Annotated in this window: 20 protein-coding genes; 3 read left to right on the top strand and 17 right to left on the bottom strand. The window is 61.6% G+C overall.

The features are described from left to right. Positions 1–7 precede the first annotated feature (7 nt). From TSACC_RS03080 to TSACC_RS03045, 8 genes are all read right to left on the bottom strand, one after another. Complete coding sequence (locus tag TSACC_RS03080) at positions 8–1,018, bottom strand: DUF4126 domain-containing protein (RefSeq protein WP_075077926.1); 1,011 nt, start codon at positions 1,016–1,018, stop codon at positions 8–10. A 111-nt stretch (positions 1,019–1,129) separates the two neighbouring features. Further along, complete coding sequence (locus TSACC_RS03075) at positions 1,130–2,002, bottom strand: hypothetical protein (protein WP_153811222.1); 873 nt, start codon at positions 2,000–2,002, stop codon at positions 1,130–1,132. Positions 2,003–2,288: 286 nt separating this feature from the next. After that, positions 2,289–3,377, bottom strand: coding sequence for an ABC transporter ATP-binding protein (locus tag TSACC_RS03070; RefSeq protein ID WP_075077924.1), 1,089 nt, complete (start codon positions 3,375–3,377; stop codon positions 2,289–2,291). An 88-nt stretch (positions 3,378–3,465) separates the two neighbouring features. Continuing rightward, positions 3,466–3,816 (bottom strand): (2Fe-2S) ferredoxin domain-containing protein, encoded by a 351-nt coding sequence (locus TSACC_RS03065; protein WP_075077923.1) that lies wholly within the window; start codon positions 3,814–3,816, stop codon positions 3,466–3,468. Further along, complete coding sequence (locus TSACC_RS03060) at positions 3,813–6,461, bottom strand: adenylate/guanylate cyclase domain-containing protein (RefSeq protein ID WP_075077922.1); 2,649 nt, start codon at positions 6,459–6,461, stop codon at positions 3,813–3,815. Before TSACC_RS03060 ends, TSACC_RS03065 begins: the two co-directional genes overlap by 4 nt. A 45-nt stretch (positions 6,462–6,506) precedes the next feature. Continuing rightward, complete coding sequence (gene ppgK / locus TSACC_RS03055; protein WP_075077921.1) at positions 6,507–7,286, bottom strand: polyphosphate--glucose phosphotransferase; 780 nt, start codon at positions 7,284–7,286, stop codon at positions 6,507–6,509. A 14-nt stretch (positions 7,287–7,300) separates the two neighbouring features. Continuing rightward, positions 7,301–8,776 carry an aldehyde dehydrogenase family protein gene (locus TSACC_RS03050; RefSeq protein WP_075077920.1) on the bottom strand — a complete coding sequence of 492 codons (1,476 nt, stop codon included), beginning with the start codon at positions 8,774–8,776 and terminating at the stop codon, positions 7,301–7,303. Positions 8,777–8,793: 17 nt separating this feature from the next. Then, a complete protein-coding gene (locus TSACC_RS03045; protein ID WP_075080561.1) occupies positions 8,794–9,000 on the bottom strand; it encodes a DUF6677 family protein in 207 nt (68 codons plus the stop codon). 55 nt (positions 9,001–9,055) lie between these two features. On the opposite strand from TSACC_RS03045, the gene TSACC_RS03040 reads away from it, so the two are divergent. Beyond that, positions 9,056–9,562 carry a hypothetical protein gene (locus tag TSACC_RS03040; protein WP_075077919.1) on the top strand — a complete coding sequence of 169 codons (507 nt, stop codon included), beginning with the start codon at positions 9,056–9,058 and terminating at the stop codon, positions 9,560–9,562. Between the two features lie 6 nt (positions 9,563–9,568). Here TSACC_RS03040 and TSACC_RS03035 read toward each other — a convergent pair whose 3' ends face one another. The 3 genes from TSACC_RS03035 to purN are packed head-to-tail and all read right to left on the bottom strand — an operon-like array spanning position 9,569 to position 12,949. Continuing rightward, positions 9,569–10,336, bottom strand: a complete 768-nt coding sequence (locus tag TSACC_RS03035; protein ID WP_075077918.1) for a 5'-methylthioadenosine/adenosylhomocysteine nucleosidase — start codon at positions 10,334–10,336, stop codon at positions 9,569–9,571. Between the two features lie 25 nt (positions 10,337–10,361). Further along, a complete protein-coding gene (locus TSACC_RS03030) occupies positions 10,362–12,365 on the bottom strand; it encodes an ATP-dependent helicase (RefSeq protein ID WP_075077917.1) in 2,004 nt (667 codons plus the stop codon). Next, a complete protein-coding gene (purN, locus tag TSACC_RS03025; protein WP_075077916.1) occupies positions 12,362–12,949 on the bottom strand; it encodes a phosphoribosylglycinamide formyltransferase in 588 nt (195 codons plus the stop codon). The genes TSACC_RS03030 and purN overlap by 4 nt, the downstream gene beginning before the upstream one ends. Before the next feature lie 84 nt (positions 12,950–13,033). Here purN and TSACC_RS03020 point away from each other — a divergent pair, with 84 nt between their 5' ends. After that, complete coding sequence (locus TSACC_RS03020) at positions 13,034–13,912, top strand: polyprenyl synthetase family protein (protein WP_075080560.1); 879 nt, start codon at positions 13,034–13,036, stop codon at positions 13,910–13,912. 108 nt (positions 13,913–14,020) lie between these two features. Here TSACC_RS03020 and TSACC_RS03015 read toward each other — a convergent pair whose 3' ends face one another. The 5 genes from TSACC_RS03015 to cysD form a co-directional block, all read right to left on the bottom strand. Next, a complete protein-coding gene (locus tag TSACC_RS03015; RefSeq protein WP_075077915.1) occupies positions 14,021–14,962 on the bottom strand; it encodes an AEC family transporter in 942 nt (313 codons plus the stop codon). Further along, entirely contained in the window at positions 14,943–17,375 is a 2,433-nt protein-coding gene (locus TSACC_RS03010) for a U32 family peptidase (RefSeq protein ID WP_202815897.1), read from the bottom strand. Before TSACC_RS03010 ends, TSACC_RS03015 begins: the two co-directional genes overlap by 20 nt. Before the next feature lie 91 nt (positions 17,376–17,466). Next, positions 17,467–19,428: an adenylyl-sulfate kinase gene (gene cysC / locus TSACC_RS03005; protein ID WP_202815896.1), complete on the bottom strand. Its 1,962-nt coding sequence runs from the start codon at positions 19,426–19,428 to the stop codon at positions 17,467–17,469. A 6-nt stretch (positions 19,429–19,434) separates the two neighbouring features. Beyond that, complete coding sequence (locus TSACC_RS03000) at positions 19,435–19,863, bottom strand: four helix bundle protein (RefSeq protein WP_084400148.1); 429 nt, start codon at positions 19,861–19,863, stop codon at positions 19,435–19,437. Beyond that, positions 19,863–20,699 (bottom strand): sulfate adenylyltransferase subunit CysD, encoded by an 837-nt coding sequence (gene cysD, locus TSACC_RS02995; protein WP_075077913.1) that lies wholly within the window; start codon positions 20,697–20,699, stop codon positions 19,863–19,865. Before cysD ends, TSACC_RS03000 begins: the two co-directional genes overlap by 1 nt. 52 nt (positions 20,700–20,751) lie before the next feature. Between cysD and TSACC_RS02990 the strand changes: the two genes are divergently transcribed. Continuing rightward, on the top strand, positions 20,752–21,069 hold the full coding sequence (locus TSACC_RS02990; protein ID WP_075077912.1) for a gamma-butyrobetaine hydroxylase-like domain-containing protein: 318 nt from the start codon (positions 20,752–20,754) through the stop codon (positions 21,067–21,069). 3 nt (positions 21,070–21,072) lie between these two features. On the opposite strand, the gene TSACC_RS02985 is transcribed toward TSACC_RS02990, so the two are convergent. Continuing rightward, entirely contained in the window at positions 21,073–22,287 is a 1,215-nt protein-coding gene (locus TSACC_RS02985; protein ID WP_153811221.1) for an efflux RND transporter periplasmic adaptor subunit, read from the bottom strand. Positions 22,288–22,289: the final 2 nt, after the last annotated feature.

The raw sequence follows: 22,289 nt of genomic DNA, 5'->3' as shown, positions 1-22,289 counted from the left end.
CGACTGGCTATGGGATCAACTCCGGCTCCACCGCAGGGAGGGGCTTCAATGCATCGGCCAGTCGATCGCAGAGCACCCGGTGACCACGCTCGAAAAGAAAGACATTCGTCGTCGAGGGCCCGGAGATGAGCAGACGCTCCGAAAGAAAACGAGACTCCCGCAGGATATCGCGCCCCTCAAGACCGATCTCCACCACGATGGGGCCAAACCGCCGCGGCCCAACAAAAAAGAGCCGCCCGCCCTCGAAACGAATGAGCCAGCCGAACACATTGCGCGGCAGTCGAGGTCCTCCTCCACTGATGCACGGAACGGCCACGGTAAACCCCTCCGTCGTGGCATGCGCCCGCCTCAGGAGCAACTCGCAAGGACCGGGGATCTTGCGGAAAATATTATCGTCATCGCCGCCCTCGGCCGGCTCGTTGAGCTTGCGCCAGGCCAGCCAGCTCGTGGCGCGCACCGAGCGCATGAGCTTCGGCAGGACCACCCATATCACCACGATCGCCGCCACCGTCACGATGAGGGCAACGATGGGATACCATGCCACCAGCGTGAGGCCTCCCAGCACGACCGCATCCTCTCCCAGGCTGAGCCCGATATTGGAAATCGGCTCCGGCGATGTATTGGCCACGAGACGGGCTCCCGCCTTGGCCGCGTGAGCCGAGAGGGTGACCCCGCCGGCCAGCAGCGCCGCCACCACCTTCACCGTGGGATGCGCATCCCCAAGAGCAAGGACGGCCAGCAAGGCTCCGCCAATGGGCCGGATGATGGTATGAACGGAATCGTTCGCCGAATCGATCCAGGGCACCTTGTCAGCCCAGAACTCCAGAAAATAAAGTATCCCTGCCACGACGATCACCCAGGGATCGCCCAACACATGGAGGCTTTGCAGGGAAGCTGGCAGGGCCACCCAGCTAAAGTGAATCGCCAATCCGGCCGCGAAAACCGTGAGATAAAGATTCAGCCCTGCCAGAGCGGCCAGCCCCAAGGCGACTCCCAGGGTCTGCAAGACGTCCTCCATATGCAGGTGACTATCGGCATTCGACGCATCAAGTCACGCGATTTCAGGGCAAAAAAAACCCTCTCCACCGAGATGGAGAGGGTTTTTGGTAAGTTCAGCTAACTGATCAGCTTAGAACGAGAAGGTGACCTTCGCGCCGCCCCAGAAGGTGCTGGGTTCGGTGCCGAGGAGGCCTTCCCACTGATAGCTGTAGGCGCCGTAGCCGTACAGGGTGATCATGTCGTTGATCTTGATCGGGAGACCGAGACCGAACTCGATGTTGTTAGCACCAGTGTAGAAGTTGAAGCCGTTGGCGTTGTCGGACGTCTGCGGGTTGTAGTCGAACGAGGTGCCGAAGGCGAACCACGGGGTCAGGGACAGAACGTCCTTGTAGAGCGGTACTGCACCGTCGATGCGAGCCAGGAGGTAGCTGGAAGCCGAGTTCACAGCGCCCGTCCAGGAGTCGAAGTTACGGAAGTCAGGACCAACGTTGAAGTAGTAGGTCAAGGACGGCGTGATCGTGATGCCAGCGGGCAACTCGAAGGTGTACGCAACCTTGGCGTTCAACTCGTTCTGATAGAGCTGGGAGCTGATGTAGTAGTAGAACGTGTACCCGAGGCTAACCGCGAGGTTGCCGAAGTTGTGGGTATACGAGGTGTACACATCGAGTTCCTTGTAGACGCTCTTGGTGAGACCGAAGGCCATCCAGGTGCCAACGGTGAGGAAATCGTTATCAGTGATGTTCCACGTGGCGTTGAGGTCAGTCCAGTAGAGGCTCGAGCCGTAGGACTGCTTGGTGCCATCGCTGTCGAAGCGAAGAATGTTCACACCGCGGAACATGTAAAGGCTGTCCCAACCGGTGCTGAGGGACGCGCCCCACCACTTCTTTTCCTCTTCGACGACCACTTTCTCTTTGAAGGTCTTGCCATCACCGGCGAGGAGCGGCTGGTTGGCCAGCATCGCTGCCATTCCGACTGCGGCAACAATCTTGGTAGCTAGTTTCATTTTGTAGTTCTCCTTTGTTTTTGGTTTTGCAGCCATCGAATGCACCTTGCGGCTCACCCCTGACTACTCATGCAAAAAAGCATGGTAACGCCTTTCAGCACGTTATGTGCCAAGGTCTTAGTAAGGCACAGCCCCCCCGTCAAAGCTTTTTTCACATTCTTTTTGAACAAATCCGAACACCGATTGTCACTCTTTGGACATCCTCGCAGGAGGGAATACACCTTCCCTCGACGCGGAAGGGAATTGAGAGGGGAAATCGGGGAACAAAGGTCGCAAAAAGCGACACTCAGCTGGCGACAATATTGATATCCTCGGGCTGAATACGGCAGAAGACGCTTTCGCCTTCGTGAAAATCGTATTCCTCCTGGCCATCATTGGTCAGCAAGGCTCCCAATTCCAGCCCACCCTCGACGACGAGGGTGATATCATCGACAGCTCCCTTGAAAATCTCAGCGGATATCCGACCGGGAAAAACATTCCTGCCCTCGGGCTTGTTCCGGGAGAGGCGGACCTTCTCCGGACGCAGCGAGAGGAGAATTTTTCCCTCGTGGGTCGGATCGACGCTTGCCACCTCGAGCTCCAGCCCGCCTTCCAGGCGGCACCGGACGGTGCGAGAGCCACGACTGAGCACCGTCGCCTCGATGATGTTGGTCTCCCCGATGAACGTCGCCACAAACCGGGTGGCCGGCTTGTAATAAATCTCGTTCACTGTGCCGATCTGCTCGACCCGCCCGTTGTTGAGCACAGCGACGCGGTCACTCATGGTGAGAGCCTCCTCCTGATCGTGGGTCACAAAGATAAAGGTGATGCCGAGCTTCTTCTGGAGTTGCTTGAGCTCGACCCGCATCTGCGTGCGCAACTTTGCATCCAGGGCGCTCAACGGTTCGTCCAGCAGCAAGACCTTGGGTTCACAGACGATCGCCCGTGCCAGGGCCACGCGCTGGCGCTGGCCGCCGGAAAGCTGGGCGGGCTTGCGATGGACGAACTGCTCGAGCGCGGTCATTCCGATCACATTGTCCACGCGCCGCTTGATCTCGGCGGAGGGCACTTTTTTCATCCGCAGGCCAAAGGCGATGTTGTCGGCGATGGTGAGATGCGGAAACAGGGCGTAACTTTGGAAAACCTGATTCACGTCGCGGCGATACGGTGGATCGAAGGTCACATCCTTCCCGCCGATAAAAACCTGTCCCTTCGTCGGCGTGTCAAAACCGCTGATCAGGCGCAGACATGTGGTCTTTCCACATCCGGATGGCCCAAGGAAGGTCATGAACTCGCCTTCCTTGATCTCAAAGCTCACCTCCTGCAATGCCGTGAAATTCCCGAAGACCTTACTTATCGAGCGGAGTTCCACCATCGCAGCCACGGCCCGCACCATACAACCTCGGGCCGCCGCGTCGAAATCATTTTTCGCAGGGAATGTTTCCTTGCCGTCCCCAGGCTCGACCAGAAGAGGTCGGCCGATCCTAGCAGCACTCCACAGACGTTCGGGCCACCACCCACTCGTCCACCGGCCTGCCCTGCTCGACATGTTCGACCAGGATGCGCTCCAGGCGCTCCTCGGTCAGCCCTCCGTACCAGATTCCCTCCGGGTAAACCACCAGCCACGGTCCACCGGAGCAAACCCGCAGGCACGCCGCCTTGGTTCTCAGCACGGGGACTCTCAGGGTACGACAGCGAGCCTTGAGAAAATCCCAGAGCGGTGCAGAAGCCGAAGCGTCGCAGCAATCCGGCCCGAGGCAGATGAAAAGATGTCGTTGCGCGCGCTCGATCTCACAGCGAGGGATCTTGGCGCGAGCCGGATAGTCCCCGCTCATGAAAGCTGCTCGTCGATCTCCCGGAATACCTCCCAGGGAGTCGCGATGCGGCCTTCCTCGCGCGCCGTGACCCACTCCTCCTCGGAAATCTCCGCCCTCACCCGGGAAACAAGGTCGGCATGGCCCTCTGCTTCGCTGGCGGAAAAAGAGGAGCTGAAATGCTCTCTCTGTGCATCAGCCGCGCCGATGATCCGGGCGGCGAGCAGAGGTTTGCCTGTGCGAGAAGCCAGCTGCGCGTATTCCTCGAGGATGTACGGCAGCGTCCACTGATTGCCGAGTTCCCGCACATTGGCCACCCAGCGATCGAGGACCTGCTTGGCGCGGGCATAGTCTCCCTGGGCGAGTGCGACCCACGCCACTCCCCACAGAATCAACCCCACGATCCACTGGTCACCGAGCTCCTCGTAGTTCGCGAGACTTTCCTCCTTGAGCTTCCTGGCCTCCTCAAGCTGACCGCGATCCAGCGCGATGCTGCCAAGCCCGCTCTGCGATGCAGCGATCACGTAAAGATTGCCAGTCTTGCGCCCCAGCTCCAGAGCGAGGCGGAAATTGGCCTCTGATTCGTCGACACGCTGGTCGCCGCGATTGATGAAACCTGAGAGCATTTCCACGATACCGATGCCGTTTTCATCTCCGAGGGCTTCGTAAATCTTCCGGGCGGCGGCGTAGTGCTTGCGGGATTCGCCATACCGGTCGAGCGCCCAGGCCAGACGGCCGGCCGCCACTTCGGCATCGGCCCGATATTTCTTCCCATCACCGTCCTCGTCGACTGCCAGGAGCTTGAGAAGGAGTTCGTAGACCTCCCGCACATCCCCCCGCACCTCGACCAGCCGGTAAAGCGATGACATCATGCGCAAGCCAAGCTCGGCCTGTCTGGATTCAACCGCCCAGCGCAAAGCCGCACGAAAATTCCAGGCATCGGCCTGCCCGGCATCGAGCCAGTGCTTTTGCTCGGGGCCTTCAAACTTGGGATGCAACTCCTCGGCATACTCGAGAAAGAACTTCAGATGCCGATTGCGCACGGTGGTTTCCTCGCCGGAGTCCTTGAGCTTCTCCTTGGCGTACTGCCAGACCGACTCGATCATGGTGTACCGCAGTTCTCCCGCCACATCGCGCTCGACCATAACGAGCGACTTGTCGACAAGCTGCTGAAGGAGGTCGAGGATGTCGTACTCCTCCACGCCGTCTCCGGAGCAGACCTGCTCCAGGGCCCGGAGGCTGCGGCCCAGAAGAAAAGCTCCCATCCGGCGAAAAACGATGCGTTCCTCCTCGGAGAGCAGGTCGTGACTCCAATCGATCAGCGCCTGCAGGGTCTGCTGATGCGGCAAACCGGTGCGGCTGCCCCCGCGCAGAAGGCGGAAGCGGTCATTCAAACGCGACGCAATCTGGGCCAGGTCGAGCACCCGCACGCGGGCGGCGGCGAGCTCAATCGCAAGCGGGATGCCGTCCAGGCGGCTGCATACCTCGGCCAGAGCCGGGGCGTTTTCGTTCGTCACGCGGAAATCTGGCTTCACCGCCATGGCGCGCTCGATGAAGAGCTTCACCGCGTCGTATTGCGACAGGCGCTCCACCACGTCCGGGCCGCTAAGTTCATGCAGCCGCACGTCAAACATCCCGAGCGGCGGCACCGCAAAGGTCTGCTCGCCGCGAATGCCGAGTGAATGACGGCTCGTGGCGATGATCTTGAGATTCGGCGCGGAACTCAGCAGCTCCGCTGCCAGCTTCGCCGCCTCGGCCAGCACATGCTCGCAGTTGTCCAGAATGAGCAGGAGCGTCTTGCCGCGCAGAAATTGGACGAGGGCTTCGCGCTGGGTGCGCTCGGGATCTTCGCGCACTCCGAGGCTGGTCGCCACGACCTCCACAATGCGCGCCGGATCGGAGATCTGGGCAAACTCCGCCAGCCACACACCATCGCGGAAGTCATGAATCAGGCTCGCGCCGACCTCGATGGAAAGGCGGGTCTTTCCCGTGCCGCCGGTGCCGGTGAGCGTCAGGAGTGACGTGCGCTCGAGCAGCGCATGAATCTCCTCCATCTCCTTCTCGCGCCCGATGAAGCTGGTCGTCTGCACGGGCAGGTTGTTCGGCAGCACCTCCATGCTTTTCGGCGGAGGGAAGGAGTCGGGCAGATTGTTGCCGATGACCTGATAAAGATGCTCCGGCCGGTCGAGATTGCGCAGGCGATGGCTGCCGAGCGGACGGAAGGAAACATCCAGATTCTCGTCCTCCAACAGATCAACCGTCACCTGCGAGACAAGAATCTGCCCGCCATGCGCGGCCGCCTCGATGCGCGAAGTGCGGTTCAGCGTTCCGCCAAAATAATCGCCATCCCGCCACTCCGCCGTACCAGTGTGAACGGCCATGCGAACCAGCAGCGTCCCGACCGAGGACCAGTCCTCTTCGAGGAGCGCCACCTGGGCGGCCACCGCCGCCTCCAGGGCCATCCTGGGAGTGGGAAACGCGACACAAAAGGAATCCCCCACCGTCTTGAAAACATACCCTCCGCCACCCTCCGCGATCCCGCGGATGATGTCGTTGTGCCGGGCCAGCGCCGTGCCCATGTGGTTTGGGTGTTTCTCCCAAAGCCGCGTGCTCCCGACGATGTCGGTGAAGAAGAAAGAAATCGTACCCTGTGGAGCTTCAGGCATCGCGCTTTAACAAAGCCGTTTTTTGCCCGGAGAACAGCAGGAAAGTCAGGAATTTGCCTGCAACGGGGTCGGCAGGGCATCCACCACCTGACCGCGAGCCAGATAAGCCGCTCCGATGATGCCCGCATCGTTCCGCATCTGGGCGGGAACGATGATCACCTCCGTGCGGGTGGTGATGTGGGGGAGGAACTTGTCCGCCTTCTTGCTTACGCCGCCGCCAATGATGAAGAGGTCGGGGGAAAACAGCTTCTCCAGCTCCTGGAGATATTCACTGATCCGGTCGGCCCACTCCTTCCAGGAGAGCTTTTTGTCCTCACGTACCTTTTCGGAAGCCCGCTTCTCGGCATCCTTGCCGCGAATCTTGAGATGGCCGAACTCCGTATTGGGAAGCAGTTTGCCATCGAGAAACACCGCGCTGCCGATACCCGTTCCCAGCGTGAGCATGATGACGACGCCATTGCGATCGCGACCCGCACCAAACCGCATCTCCGCGATGCCTGCGGCATCCGCATCGTTCACCACCGTCGCCTGGCCGCCGATGTGCTCGGAGAAAAGCTTGCCGGCATCCGTACCGATCCACGACTCATGCACATTGGCCGCCGTATAGGTGACGCCATTCTTGACCACGGCAGGAAAGGTAATACCCGCGGGACCGGAGTAGTTGAAATGCTTCGCGACTTCGCCGACCACGTCCGCCACTGCGTTGGGCAGAGCAGGTTGCGGAGTCGGAAGCCGGAAACGCTCCTCGAGTAATGCGCCAGTTTCCACGTCGACCGGCGCACCTTTGATGCCGGTCCCACCGATGTCGATGCCGAGTATGGTCATGCAGGGAGGGATTGCTAGATGCCTTTGAACCACCCCAGCCGCCCGGGCGCAAGGTTTGTATTGATCTGCTTCACCTCCGTGTAGGCTTCGTACCCGTAGGTGCCGAGTTCGCGCCCGATGCCGCTTTGCTTGTACCCGCCCCAGGGAGCCTCGTTGAAGGTGGGATGATACGTATTGATCCACGTGATCCCGGCCCGCAGGCGGCGAATCACCCGCCGGGCTTTCGCTCCGTCGGAGGTGAAGACCGCGCCTGCCAGTCCATAGACTGTGTCATTGGCGAGTTTGACCGCCTCGTCCTCGGTATCGAAGAGCTGGACCGCCAGCACCGGGCCAAAGATTTCCTCGCGCACGATTTTCATGCCGGGCGTTGTCTGGGTGAATACTGTCGGCTGCACGTAGTTCCCCCTCGCCCGCTCGTCCTCGTATATCCCGCCGCCACAAAGCAGCTCCGCTCCCTCGGCCCGACCTGCCGCGATGTAATCGAGCACCTTGCGCTGGTGCGCCCGGCTGATGAGCGGACCCATTTCCGTCTCCTCGTCGAGACCGTCGCCCACCACGATGCGCCCGCAGGCTTCCGCCAGCCGGGGCAGAAAGTCCTCGGCCATGCTTCGCTCCAGAATCAACCGCGACCCCGCGCTGCACACCTCCCCCTGCCCGGCGAAGATGCCAAACATGGCATACTCCAGCGCAGCCTCGGGATCGGCGTCGGCAAAGAGGATGTTCGGACTTTTGCCACCCAGCTCGAGGGAGATCTTTTTCAGGTTGCCCGTCGCGGCGGCCATGATCTTGCGCCCCGTCGCGGTTCCGCCGGTAAAGGCGATCTTGTCGACCGCGTGACTTTCCGCCAAAGCCGCGCCCACCGGATCACCCGCGCCGAGCACCAGCTGCGCCGCGCCAGGAGGGAAACCCACCTCGGCGATCAGCTCAAAGAGCCGCACCGCCGAGACCGGGGTTAGCTCCGAGGGTTTCAGAATGCAGCAATTCCCTGCCGCGAGGCCGGGCGCGAGTTTCCACGCCGCCATGAGGAGCGGGTAATTCCACGGAATGATCTGCCCACACACGCCGATCGGTTCGCGCACGGTCTCGGAGACGATATTCGGATCGCCCACCTCATAGGTCTGACCCTGGGGTTTCGTGGCCAGCCCGGCATAATACCGGAAACACCCCGCCGCATCCGCCGCGTCGTAACGTGCCTCGCGCAGCGGCTTGCCGTTGTTCAGCGTGTCGAGTTTCGCCAGTTCCTCGGCATGGCTTTCAATCAGATCGGCCAGCTTGAACAACCGCGCCGCGCGTTCCGCCGCCGGAGTCGTCGGCCACGGTCCATCGTCAAATGCCCGTCGCGCAGCCGCAATGGCTGCCTCGACGTCGGAGGCGTCGGATTCCGTCGCCACCCCGAGGACTTCGTTGGTGGCGGGATTGAGGTATTCGCGCGTGCGACCGGCCCGGGCGGGAACAAAGCGCCCGTTGATGTAATTCTCCAGGGTGCTCATGGCACCCTCAGCTTACGCTAGGATTTGGGCTTCCACAACGCCGCGTCGATGATCGCCCAGATGTGAATGATCCAGCCGAGCATGATGACCCACAGCGCCGCCGCCGCGAGAAAGAAGATCAGCGCGCGGAGGGGACGCCCTTGAATGAGCTGCCCGAGCCCGGGAATGAAAAAACTCGCGAGGGCTGCGATCACGTTTCCAGCGGAACCTTGTCCTGTGCTCATGCCGCCAGTATATTCACCCGAAGCCACTTAGGAAACTTTTTCCGCCGATCCAAATGTGAAGAAAATCCGTAAAATTGCCCTCGGATTTGGCTTCCTCATAGTAGCAGCCGCATCCATTGCCGCGTTTTATCTTTGGCCATGCATCGAAACCTTTCGACAGTGGCACCGCCAGAGCGAAGACACCTCCTTTCACTGGCAAAAACCGGATGGCGAATCCCAGTTGGTCGCGCTCGTCGAACAGACTACGGGAGTGAATATTGCGTCAAAAGCTCAAGTCCTGGACGAATACGCTGACTATAGCGGGTGGATAGACGGCCCGTCCTATCTCGGTTTGATCGCGCTCGATGAAGGAACCTTTAAGGAGGTTTACGAGAAGTGCCAGGAACTCACCCGACAATCCAAAGTGAATCATGAGTACACTTCTCAAACACCATCACCGCTGGAAGATCAAATCACCAAAGGTGCTGACACGAGATTCTATTCATCGGATATAGATCGAACCACCATCCTTTTCCTGAAAAAGGATAGTTGCCATATCGGCGTGCTGAGCATCGGGACTTAGCTCAGCTTATTTCGAATATCCCGCCAGCAATTCCCGCACGATGCCGCCGGTGAGATACTCGGCGACTTCGTTGACGAAGCGGAGGAAATCCACCGCCGCCGAATGGTCGGCCTGATCGGAAATGACGCGGATCACCGTGGCGGGCACGTTTCCCATTTCATAACAGACCTGCGCGACGGCAGCGCCTTCCATTTCGCCGCAGAGCAAGCCGGGGAGCGAGGCACGGAGTTCCGCCGTCACCTCGGGATCGGCGAGAAACTGGTCGCCGCTGGCGATAAGACCGTCGTACACAGCGGGCGTGTCGATGCCAAAGGCTGCGCGGCTTTCCGCCGAGACATCCTGCGGGAAAAACTCGGTCGTGTATCGTTTCGCCGCCGCCACCGCGCGGGATAAAATCTCCCGGTCGGACTCGAAGAACACCTTGCCCAGCAGCGGAATCTCGAAGCGCTCAAAAGCCGGCAGCGGACTCGCGTCCATGTCGTGCTGCACCAGCCGGTCGCCGATCACCACATCGCCCACGCGCAGGCTCGGATGAATGCCGCCGGCCACTCCGGTGAAAATCACATGATCCACGCCGAATCGCTCCAGCAGAAGCATCGTCGTCACGGCGGCGGAAACCTTGCCCACGCGGGAAAGCACGAGCACGACCTCCTGGCCGACCCACTCGCCGACGTAAAAGGTCCGCATGCCCGCCTCGACCGTGTGATGCACGGTCATGGATCGCGCCATCAGCGCGACCTCCTCCGGCATGGCTCCAAGAATTCCGAATTTCATGAGAGCATTTCTGTCAGAAAACGCCCTATCCGGAAAGCTGCGCGCGCAGCTTGGCAAACTGCGCCATGATGTCTTCCTCTCCCATCGGGCGGCTCATGATTTCCTCATAAGTCTCCTCCTCAACGTGCTCGCCCTTGATTTCCTGCAGGAACGGACTCGGCAGGCAGTGCATCGGGCTGCCGAATTTCACGCGCGCCCGGCACCACGTGATGATGAGCGATTTCATCGCCCGCGTGATGCCGACGTAAAACAACCGCCGCTCTTCGTCGACGGTGCCCTCGGCCTTCGATCGGTCGTGAGGGAGGAATCCGTCCTCCACGCCGATGAGGTGGACGTGGGGAAACTCCAGCCCCTTCGCCGCGTGCATGGTGATGAGCGTGACGCCGAGCGCGGTCTCCGCCTTGTCCTCCTCGCGCTCGCGGTCGAGGCTCACCTCGTCGAGGTAGCCTTGCAGGCCGTCCTTCGAGCGCTTCTGGTACTCGTCGAGGGCGCGAATCATCTCGCGCACATTCTCCTCGCGGTTCATCGCCTCGTCGGGAGTTTTGCAGGTGCGCTTCATGTCCTCCATGTAGTCGCAGTTCTCGATCAGAGTGGAGATGATCTCGGCAATTGGCGCGCCCGGCGTGGAGACACGAATTCGCGTTTCCTCGAGTTCGTCGGTGAAACGCTTGATCGCATCCGCCGCCTTGCGCGTGCAGGTTTCCAAAAACAAGTCGTGGCGCAGCGCCTCGTAGAGACTCTGCCGATGCTCCACGCTGTGCGACAGCGCGAGCTCCACCGTCGTCGCGCCGATACCACGCGGCGGCGTGTTGATGATGCGTAACAGCGACTGATCGTCGGAGGGATTCAGCAGCGCCGTCATGTACGCCATGATGTCCTTGATCTCGCGCCGCTCGAAGAAGCTCTTCCCGCCCACGAGACGGTAGGGAATCTTGTGCTTGCGGAGGTTTTCCTCCAGCAGGCGCGACTGGGCGTTCATGCGATAGATGATCGCAAAGTGCTCCCACGGGAGATTCTGGCTGCGGCGGTGCGCGGCGATTTCCTCGACGATAAACTCCGCCTCCTTGCGATCATCCGGCACCGCAATAATACGCACCGGCTCGCCGCCCTGCTGCGGACTCCAGAGGTTTTTGCCACGGCGTCGCGGGTTGTTGCGAATGAGCCGGTTGGCTGCGCCGAGGATGGCGTTGGTACTGCGGTAATTTTGCTCCAGGCGGATGACCTTGGGGTTTGGGAAATGCCGCTCAAACTCGAGGATGTTCGACACATCCGCGCCGCGCCATCCGTAGATGCTCTGGTCGTCGTCGCCCACCACGCAGACATTCGGCGGATCGCCGCTGGCCAGCAGGCCGACCATGCGGAGCTGGAGGCCATTCGTATCCTGAAACTCGTCGACCATGAGCTGCTCGATGCGGGCACGCCATTTGTCTCGCACCTCGGGATGCTCCTCCATGAGCTTCACCGCCTGCACGAGCAGATCGTCGAAATCCATCGCATTGAGCGAGTGGAGTTCCTCCTGGTAACGGCGATAAACCGCTCCGGCGAGGCTGTTCTCGTCGGTCGAGGCGTTCAGGCCGGAGTTCTTCGCCTTGCTGATGAGGCTCTTGGCGAGGTTGTGGTCGATCTTCTCGTCCTTCGCACAGACGCGGGTGATGACCTTCTTGATCAGGCCTGTCTGGTCGCCCTCGTCGAAGATGCTGAAGTTGTTCTTGTACCCCAGCCGGTTGGCGTCGCCGCGCAGGATGCGCACGCAGAGTGCGTGAAAGGTGGAGGCCGTCACGGCCTTGGCCTGGTCGGGATCGACCATGCCCGCGATACGATCCTTCATTTCGCGCGCGGCCTTGTTCGTAAAGGTCACGGCCATGATCTTCGCGGGATCGACGCCCTGCGAAATCAGCCACGCGATGCGCGCGGTAATGGTGCGCGTTTTCCCGGTTCCGGCCCCGGCCAGGATCAGGAGCGGGCCATGCTCGTGGCTCGCCGCGTCCTGCTGCTCGGGATTGAGATCGAAAAAGCGGAACTTGCTCATGGCAGTTCTCCATCGGCGAAGCGTTTGACGATCGCCGGGTAAAGGTGATGCTCGGCCACCTGGATGCGGGCATGGAGCGACGCCGCCGTGTCATCGGGCAGCACGGGAACGCTTTCCTGAGCGATGATCTCGCCGGTATCCATCCCCGAGTCGACGTAATGCACCGTGCAGCCGGTGACGGATTCCCCCGCCTCCAGCGCCTGCTTCCAGGCCTCGAGCCCGGGGAATTTCGGCAAAAGCGATGGGTGGATATTGATGACGCGGCGCGGGAAGGCGTCGAGGGTGGTCGACTTGACCATCCGCATGTAGCCCGCGAGGACCACGAGGTCGACCCCGGCATCCTTCAGCGTGCGGACAAGCCCCTCCTCCACCTCGGGGGAAAGGCGGGTGCGGAACTTCGGCTCCACGATTTCCTCCGCGCGCAATCCGGCGTCGGCGGCATATTGCAAAATGCCCGCCCCCGGGACATCGGAGAGCACGATCGCCACCTCGGCGTCGATCTGACCGGCCTGGATGGCTTCAAGGATGGCGCGGAAGTTGGAACCCTTTCCGGAGCCGAGAATGCCGAGACGAATTTTAGACATTGCGGGAGGAGATGATGCCTGCCCGCCCCCGACATGCAAGCGATGCTTCCCAAGAAATTCGATCCGGTGCATCATCTGCCGCCAATGAGCCTGGACACGTATCTGCTCGATCGCTCCAAGACGGTCGATGCCGCATTGAACCGCTTCCTCCCGCGCGCGACGACCAAACCGGCGACCCTGCACAAGGCGATGCGCTACAGCATCTTCGCCGGGGGCAAGCGCATGCGGCCCATTCTCACCCTCGCTGCGGCGGAAGCCTGCGGAGGGGAAATCGAGGACGCTCTTTATGCCGCGTGCGCGGTCGAGTGCGTGCACACCTACTCTCTCATTCACGACGACCTGCCCTGCATGGACGACGATGATTTTCGCCGCGGCCGCCCGACCTCGCACAAGGTCTTTGGCGAAGGCATCGCCGTCCTCACGGGCGACGCTCTCGTGACCCAGGCGTTCGACATTCTCGCCCAGGCGAAGGAAACCCCGCGTTACAAAATCCGCGATTACATTCTCGAACTCTCCGGCGCGGCCGGAAGCCTCTACCTCATCGCCGGCCAGGTCGCCGACCTGGAGGCCGAGGGCAAGAAATCCACCCGCTCGGAACTGCGCTTCATCCATGAGGGCAAGACGGCGGCCATGATCGTCGTGAGCCTGCGCCTCGGCGGAATGAGCGCCAACGCGACTCCCAAGGCCGTGCTCGCGCTGACGGAATTTGGCAAGAACCTCGGCCTCGCCTTTCAGGTCATCGACGACATCCTCGACATCACGCAGACCAGCGAAAAGCTGGGCAAGAGCGCGGGCAAGGACGTCGCGGCACAAAAGACCACCTATCCCTCGCTCATCGGATTGAAAGCCGCCCGCGCGGAAGCCAAACGCCTGACCAGCGCCGCGCACAAGGCGCTCGACCCGATCCGCAAAGCCGACCGGCTCCACGAGCTCGCCGACTACTTGCTGAACCGCGAGTACTGAACCAGTTTCCGTAGGGGTGGCGTCCCGCCGCCCCATGTCTTCAGTAAGCAGGGCCGATGCGGTTTCATCCCCTTGATCTTTGGGGCGGCGGGACGCCACCCCTACGACTTAGCTCGTGACGTAAAGCGCCACCGCGAGGCTTGCGGCGGAGAGAATCGTGCTTAGGGCGATGGAACCCGACGCCAGGGTCGGATCACCGCCCATCTCCTTGGCCATGACAAAGGCAGCCGCCGCAGTCGGCGCGGCCGCGAGCACCATGGCGATGCGCTGCTCAGGCAGGCCCAATCCGAGCATCCGGCACAGCACGTAAACGATGATCGGGAGCACGACGACCTTGAGCAGAGCCGCCGCCACGATGGCGGAGCGTTTGCCCTGAAAGGACGCATGCGCCAGGGAGCCGCCGATGCACAGCAGCGCGAGCGGCACAGCCGCATCACCGAGCGCCTTGAACGCCCGGTCGACCACGCCGGGAATCGGCACGTCGAGAATCGGAACCAGAATGCCCAGGATGCCTGCGAGCAGGAGCGGATTGCGCAGGATGGGTTTCGCCAGTTGCATCCAGTGCACCCTGCCCTCATGGCGGCTGACCTGGAGCACGATCACGGCAAAGATATTGTACGACGCCATGAGCAGGATCATCGCGATCACTGCCGTCGCCATCATGGCCTTCGAGCCGGGAAAGGGTTGCGTCGCCACGCTGTAGGCCAGCACCGGCAGCGCAATGTAGGCCGAGTTTCCCCGGAAGGCGGATTGCGAAAACGTCCCGCGATAAATGTGCGGGATGCCGAGCGGAATCGCCAGCAGCCACGCAATGACGATGATAAGGATCGTCGCCGCCCATAGCACGCCCATGAGCCGGATCAACTGGCCGCCCGGCTCGATCGCGTGCGAGGCCGAGGTAAAAAGCAGCGCGGGAAGCGCGACCCAGAACGCCAGCTTGTTCAGGTCGTTCATGAAGTCATGGCCGAGAAACCGGATCTTCGCGAGCACAGTGCCCAGCGCGATGATCAGCACCAGAGGCGCGAGGGTTTCAAAGATGACTGCGGGCATTCGACAAAGTTCCTGAGGTGACGCCGAGCTGGGACTGGGCCTTGAGTTCGCGCCAGAGTTCCGCCCCGGTGGCGCGGCCTTCCAACAGCTCGCGATACGCAGCGAGAACACGGCGGGTTTCGGCGGGAGATTCCTCCAGCAATTCGATGCGAAACCGCGCCAACCCGGCGGCGCGAAGCTCGGCATAATGCGCCGCTCCGGTCTGCGGCGTGGCATTAAAAAGCGTATTGCGGCACCCCACATCGGCGCGCAGCGGATGCTCGATGCCAACGCGGTCGCGCAGGTGGACCCGGTGCTTTTCGCAGGGCCGCCCGCAATCCAGGAAGGAACTGCCCTTGGACAGAAACGCGGCAAACACGCAGTGCTCCATGTGAAACATCGGCATGTGCTGATGCAGCGTCAGCTCGAACCACTCCGGCGGCGCGGAGCGAAGAAGAGCCAAGACCTGCGAGATGGCGAGATCGTAGGAGATCGTGACGCGCTCCAGTCCGTGGCGTTTGAAAACCGCAGCGCTTAGCGGGTTGGCGACATTGAGCGAGAAATCCCCCACCTTGCGCAGCGAGCTGTCGCGGAAGTGCGCGATGGCGCCGACATTGCGGATCAGCACACCGGTCGGCCCGGCCTTTTCGATCAGCTTGAAGAATCCCTCCTCGCCCGCTTTTTGAATGCGCGGCGTGGCGAGAAAAATCTCCGCTCCGGGCGCGGCGGCCACAGCGTCCTTGTATCGCCGGATGTCTTCAAAATCGACGTAGATGGTGCGCACCCCGTCCTCCAGCGCCGCCTCGATCTGCGCCATGTCACGGCACAGCACGGCCAGCGAAGGCACCGCCTCGATCTTGCTCGCAGGCGGAATGTCGGAGAGCACCTGCTCCAGTGTAACGCCCGATGGTTCGCGGTTCGCGCGATCTGCGGCCTCCAACTGCTGGACGATGGCCGCCTTGAGCCGGTTGAGTTCGCTGCTGGGCAGAAAAACCGGAGCAGAAAAATCCACGACGACCTCGCCGAGTGCATAGGGCGTATCATTCAACCGGCCAAAGATGTCGCGCAGTTGCTCCTCGCCCAGGGCCACCTTGCGGCTTTCCTGCAAGGGCATCCCGGAACGCAAAACGATCGCCGAGTTTCCCTCCGTGGCCGTCACTTCAAGAGATTGGCCCGGCGCTCCAGTGATGCGCAGGTTGAGCGGCGTCTTCCCCGTGGAGCGGGGTTCGATGCGGGACTTGAAGGTGGCGCGAAGCTCCGCCTCCAGCGACGGGTCGTCCGTTTTCCAGACCCGCGTGCCGGGCGAAAGGCGCGAGAAGTTCAGCGCGCCGTGGCGGAAGTAGTATTGCCCGTTCCTCACCTCGTAGATGCGCCCGCCCTGTTCGTCGTTCGTGTCGGCGGCGTGCTCGAAGACAATGCCGTCGCCCGGCTTGAGCGCGAGCTCGCTGTCGATTTCGACAAAATTCCGCCCCACCCGCGAAACCCGGCCCGCGTAGGGACCGCGCTTTTTTCCATAATCCGCGCGCACGAGCTGCTGGTGGTTCACGCCATGCATCCAGCCGCTGAAAAGCCCGCGCGAAAAGGTCATCTCCATGCGGTACCAATCATCGGCCGAGGGCTCTGCATTCTCGCCCTCCAGCACGGCATCGATGGCCTTGCGATACACCGAGGTGACGGCGGCCACATACTCGGGAGTCTTGAGCCGACCCTCGATCTTGAAGCTCTTCACCCCGAGCCGGATCAGCTCGGGAATCTCCCGTACCGCCGCGAGGTCCTGCGGCGATAGGAGGTACCGTTTGTCGCCGAGGTCTCGCACGATGCCGTCGACCACCACCTGGTACGGCATGCGGCAGGCCTGGGCGCATTCACCGCGATTGGCGCTGCGCTGGCCGAGCGATTCGCTGGTGAGACACTGGCCGGAGTAGGCCACGCAAAGCGCACCGTGGACGAAAACCTCCAAGGGCACGTCGGATTCAAACTTGGCGAGTTCCCGCAGCGACAGCTCTCGTGAGAGCACCACCTGTTTCGCCCCGAGTTCCTCGGCAAAACGCACGCCCTCGGGCGAGGTGACGGTCATCTGGGTAGAGGCATGAACGCGCAGGCCCGGGAACATCCGGCGCGCGATCTCGGCCAGCCCGACATCCTGGATGATGACCGCATCCACTCCGGCGTCGTTGAGCTGGCGTAGTTCCTCGACCGCATCCGGAAGCTCACTGGTGAAGATCAGGACATTGAGCGCCACGTAGGCCTTCACGCCATGGGCATGCAGGAAGGCGACGACTTTCGGCAGATCGTCCGCGCCGAAATTCTCCGCCCGCATGCGGGCATTGAACCGGGGCATGCCAAAGTAGACGGCGTCCGCCCCATTGGCGACGGCCGCGCGCACGCATTCCCAGTCTCCAGCCGGGGCGAGAAGTTCAGGTCGAGATACCACCACCCGCACAGAACACCAAACGGACGGAAAATCAAAGAACGGGAACGGATTTTCCCGATCTTCGATTTCGTCCTTTCGGCAAGTCGATGAACTAGATGCCCCCGCCGCGTGCGAGTTCCTCGTCGATCTGAGGCTCGGGGATGCGGGACAGATCGACGGCAAAGTGCGTCAGGTCGAGCAAGGTGTTGTCCAGCGTGTGCTCGGCGGTGCGGAGCTCCAGCTCGGGAGCGAGCGGGGCCTCGTACGGAGACGTGATGCCGGTGAATTCCTTGATCTCGCCGGAACGCGCCTTCTTATACAGACCGCGCGGATCGCGGGACTCGCACACATCGAGCGGGGCGTTGATGAACACCTCGGCAAATGGGATGCCGTCGCGCTGGCAGATCTTGCGGACATTGTCGCGGTCGGCCCGGAAGGGCGAAATCAGCGAGCAGATGACCACCAGACCAGCCTCGGCCATGAGACGGGCGGTTTCCCCGGCGCGGCGGATGTTCTCCGAGCGGTCCTCGGCGGAGAAGCCGAGATTCGCGCAGAGGCCGTGGCGGAGGTTGTCACCATCGAGGATGTAGCTGAAAATCCCGCGGCGATGGAGATGATACTCCAGGCCGGTGGCGAGCGTCGACTTGCCGGAACCCGACAGGCCGGTGAGCCAGAGAACGGCTCCGCGATGGCCGAAATTCTCGGCACGCAGTTCCCGGGTGACCGGGCTGACCGTCCACGTGAGGTTCTCCGTCGCCCCGGCGAGACGCTTCTCGTCCTGATACTCGGCTTCGCGAATGATGCCGCCACCGCCAATGCGCTTGCCGGTGACAATGACGAAACGCCCGGTTTCGCTGATGCGGTCGTGACGGTCAAAGGCGATCGGCTTGCGAGCGCGAATGCGCACGTCGGCCACCTCGTTCTTATGGATGATGCCCGGGTTGCCCGCGAGCGGCTCGAGCGTGGAGGAATCCAGCACGCGCGTGATCTCGACCAAACGCGCCTCGACGCTCTGCGTGCCGAGCTTCAGGGTGAAGGGCACATTGAGCGGCAGAGGATCATTCTGGAGCCAGAAGAGGCTGGCCTGGATCTCGCGACCCTCGGCCGGGCCATGGTCTGGCGCGCTGCCGATGTCGCCGCGTTCCACGAAAATCTGCTCCTCGAGCGTGATGGCGACGGACTCGCCAACGAGGGCGCTGGTCGGAGGTTCCGGCGCATTCCATTCCTCGATGGACTTCACGCGGCTGCTCTTGCCATCCGGCCAGAAAACAATCTCCTGCCCGACCTGGAGCGAACCGGTTTCAATGCGACCCGCCAGGATGCGGCGCTCGTCGAAACGATAGATGTCCTGCAGCACGAAACGCAGCGGCAGGTCGTCCGGCGGAGCAGAAATCTGGAACTGCTCAAGAGCCTCCAAGATCGCCGGCCCCTTGTGCCACGCGAGCTCCGGGCTGGCCGTCGTGATATTGAGGCCGAGCTTGGCGGACATCGGCACGAAGTGCTGTGGTACGATGCCGAGCTTTCCGAGGAACTCCGTATAATCGGCGCGCACCTTTTCAAAACGCTCCTGCCGGTAACCGACGAGGTCCATCTTGTTCACCGCGACGACGATCTGGCGGATGCCGAGGAGCGAAAGCAGGTAGGCGTGGCGCTTCGACTGCTCCTGGATGCCTTCATTGGCATCGATCAGGAGGATCGCCGCGTCGGCGCTGGCCGCGCCGGTGACCATGTTCTTGAGGAATTCCTTGTGGCCCGGAGCGTCGATGATGACGTACTCGCGCTTGTCCGTACGGAACGGCAGTTGCGTGGTGTCGATCGTGATGTTCTGCGCCTGCTCCTCGAGGAGAGCATCGAGCAGGAAGGCGAACTCAAATTCCATGCCTTCGAGTTCGCTGGCCTTGCGGATTTGCTCGACCTTGCCTTCGGGCAGGGAGTTGGTGTCGTGAAAGAGACGTCCGATGAGCGTGGATTTGCCATGGTCGACATGGCCCACGATCACGATGCGCAGCTTTTGCGAAGTCGGAAGTGAGATGTCGGAAGTCGGAACTTTTGTGGGTTCGAGAGTCGTTTGCACTGGAGACTATTTCTTTTTGCTGCGGCTGCTTTTGATGGAGGCAACAATGATGGAGAGGATTTCGTCGGCTTCCTTTTCCAGGGCCGAAAGTTTGGCGGGCTTGATGAGGCCGAGTGCTTTGGAAAGTTGCAGCCAGTAAATCACTTCATCGCACTCTTCTTCACAGATCCCCAGCTTCGCAACAAACTCCGCCGACGAACGCGCCCGGCGCGCTGCCCGGTAGTTTGCTCCGACCGAGGCGGAACACCGGATCAATTGGGAAGAGACGACGGAACCTGATCGCGAATCGGGAAGAGCCTCCGCAGCCCGAATGCATCGTACTGCGAACTCAAACGTCCGATCTCGCAAATTTGCCACGCTTTTGAGCCCGACCGATTTCACGGGAGACTCACTGCGAGGCGAAACTTCCGACTTCCGCCTTCCCACTTCCGACATCACATGAATCCCTTGGCCCGCAGTTTCTGCATCGCATTCCGCTCATGGTGATCCTGGGCGCGACCGGCGCGCTCGCTCGTCTTGGTGACGAGGAGTTCCGCGATGATCTCGCTGATGTTGGAGGCCGTGCTTTCCACCGGCTTCGTGATCGGCCAGCAGCCGAGGGAACGGAAGCGGTACTTCTTTCCGTCGTCACCCGGACGGGCAAAATACATGGTCGGGATCGGGATCTTCTCGCGCTCGATGTAGCGCCAGATGTCCACCTCGGCCCAGTCGAGCAAAGGCTGCACTCGAATGTGCTCGCCCGGCTCGATGGCGGTGGTGAACTGGTTCCAGAACTCCGGCGGCTGGTCCTTGTAGTCCCACTCAAACTCCGCATTGCGGGGCGAGAAATACCGTTCCTTCGCGCGGGTCGGGTCCTCGTCGCGGCGGATGCCGGTGATGAGCGCGTCAAACTTCCGCTCCGCCATCACCTGCTGCAAAGCCACGGTCTTGAGTTCATGCGTCACCGTCACCGGGTCATGAGTCTCATAACCTACTGATTGCGTGTAGGATCCACGTCCAGCGCGGGCATCCTCATTGATCTTCACGATCAGATCGAGGTCATACTCCTTGCGCGCCCACTCACGAAACTCCAGCATCTCGGGAAATTCGTAAGTCGTATCGATGTGCAGTACCGGGTACGGAATCTTTCCGCAAAAGGCCTTCTTCGAGAGCCAGATCAGGACGTTGGAATCCTTGCCCATGCTCCACGGCATACACAGGTTCGAGAAGCTGTGATAGGCTTCGCGAAGGATGTACACGCTTTGCGCTTCGAGTTGGTCAAGATGATCCATTGGAAAATAACCACTAAAGCGGTAGTCGTTACCTCCCGCCACTAAAAAATTCATGTCCCAGCCCCTGACGCCTACGATTATCAATAAAGTCGGTCGTGAAATCGCCTTCGCCTGGAGCGACGGCACCGAGACCTACATCCCAGCCGAGGTCCTGCGCCGGGCCTGTCCCTGCGCAGCCTGCGGAGGCGAGCCGGATGTCACCGGCAAGGTGATCCGTCCGACCGTCCAATATCAGCCCTCCAGCTTTGATCTCCAGAGCTGGGAAGTCATTGGCGGCTATGGAGTTCAACCAACCTGGGCCGACGGCCATCGCACGGGAATCTATACCTTCCCGTACATCCGCAAGCTGGGCGACACGATCCCGGGTTAGCCGTTATTTGGCGGCGACCTTGGGAGCCGGTTCGACCTCCACGGTTGCGCCGTCCTTGAGCCTGTCGGTGGGATTGGCCACGAAGCGGTCTCCCGCCGTCAGGCCGGAAATGATCTCCACCTGATCGCCAAGGTCGCGATCGATGGTCACCTTGCGCAGAGCCACGCGATTTCCCTCATCCAGCACCGCGACCTGTACGCCAGCGGAACCAAGGATGAGCGACTTTGACGCGATGCGGATCGGCGGCTGGGCACGCTCCACGTGCAGCGTCACCTCGGTGTACAGGCCGGGAACGAGTTTGCCATTCTGATTGGGAACAAGCACCTCGGTGCGCAGGGTGCGGCTGTTATCATCGAGCGCACCCGCCGTGCGAACGACTCGGGCGGGATACGTTTCCCCCGGCAGCTCGTGGAATCGCAAATCGGCTCCCTGCCCGACCGCGACCAGCCGGAAATAACTCTGCGGCACGTCGATAAAGGCGCGGAGCGTCGCCGTGTGCGCGAGCTCAAAGAGCTGGCGGCTGGCGTCGTTCACATCGGCCGTCACCAGCTGGCCAACCTCGATAAAGCGCTTGGTCACAGTGCCGTCGAACGGCGCCACGATCTTCTGAAACTCCTGCTGCCGCTCGAGGCGGTCAAGATTCGCCTGCGCCGCCTGGTAGTCGGCATCGCGGGCATCGAGCGTTGCGCGGCGCTCATCCAATTCCTGGGCGGCGACGACATTTTCCTTCGAGAGCTTCGTCCATCGATCAAAGCTGGTCCGGGCGAGTTTCAAGTTGGCTGCGGCTTGCGCGAGCGCGGCGCGGCCCTGGTTGACCTGCTCGTCGAGCTCGGGCGTTTCGATGACGGCCAGCACATCGCCGGCCTTCACCTGGCTGCCGATGTCGGTGTGGAGTTCCTTCACGTATCCGCTTACCCTGGAATAAAGAGGTGCACGCTGCGCAGCCTCGACCCGGCTCGGCAAGGTGATGTCGAGCGCCGACTCGGCGGGCTTTGCTTCCTGCACAACAGCATGAAACGCGGTGGACGGCGCTTCCGCCGCGAGCGCGTGAACATTGTCGAGCCGCGGCTTGATCCCGAGCACCAGCAGGAGGCCGAGCACGGTCGCAAATCCCCCCGCCAGAAGCAGGGTCGGGACGCGGGATTTGCCGGGAGGCGCGGGGTGCGGAGTATTCGCATATCCGAGCTCGGGCAAAGGACGATCGATGGGCGTATTCATGG

The organism is Terrimicrobium sacchariphilum (assembly GCF_001613545.1).
GTDB classification, from domain to species: Bacteria; Verrucomicrobiota; Verrucomicrobiia; order Chthoniobacterales; family Terrimicrobiaceae; genus Terrimicrobium; species Terrimicrobium sacchariphilum.
Note: the sequence above shows the minus strand (reverse complement) of the source record. Positions and strands in the feature narration are given on the sequence as shown.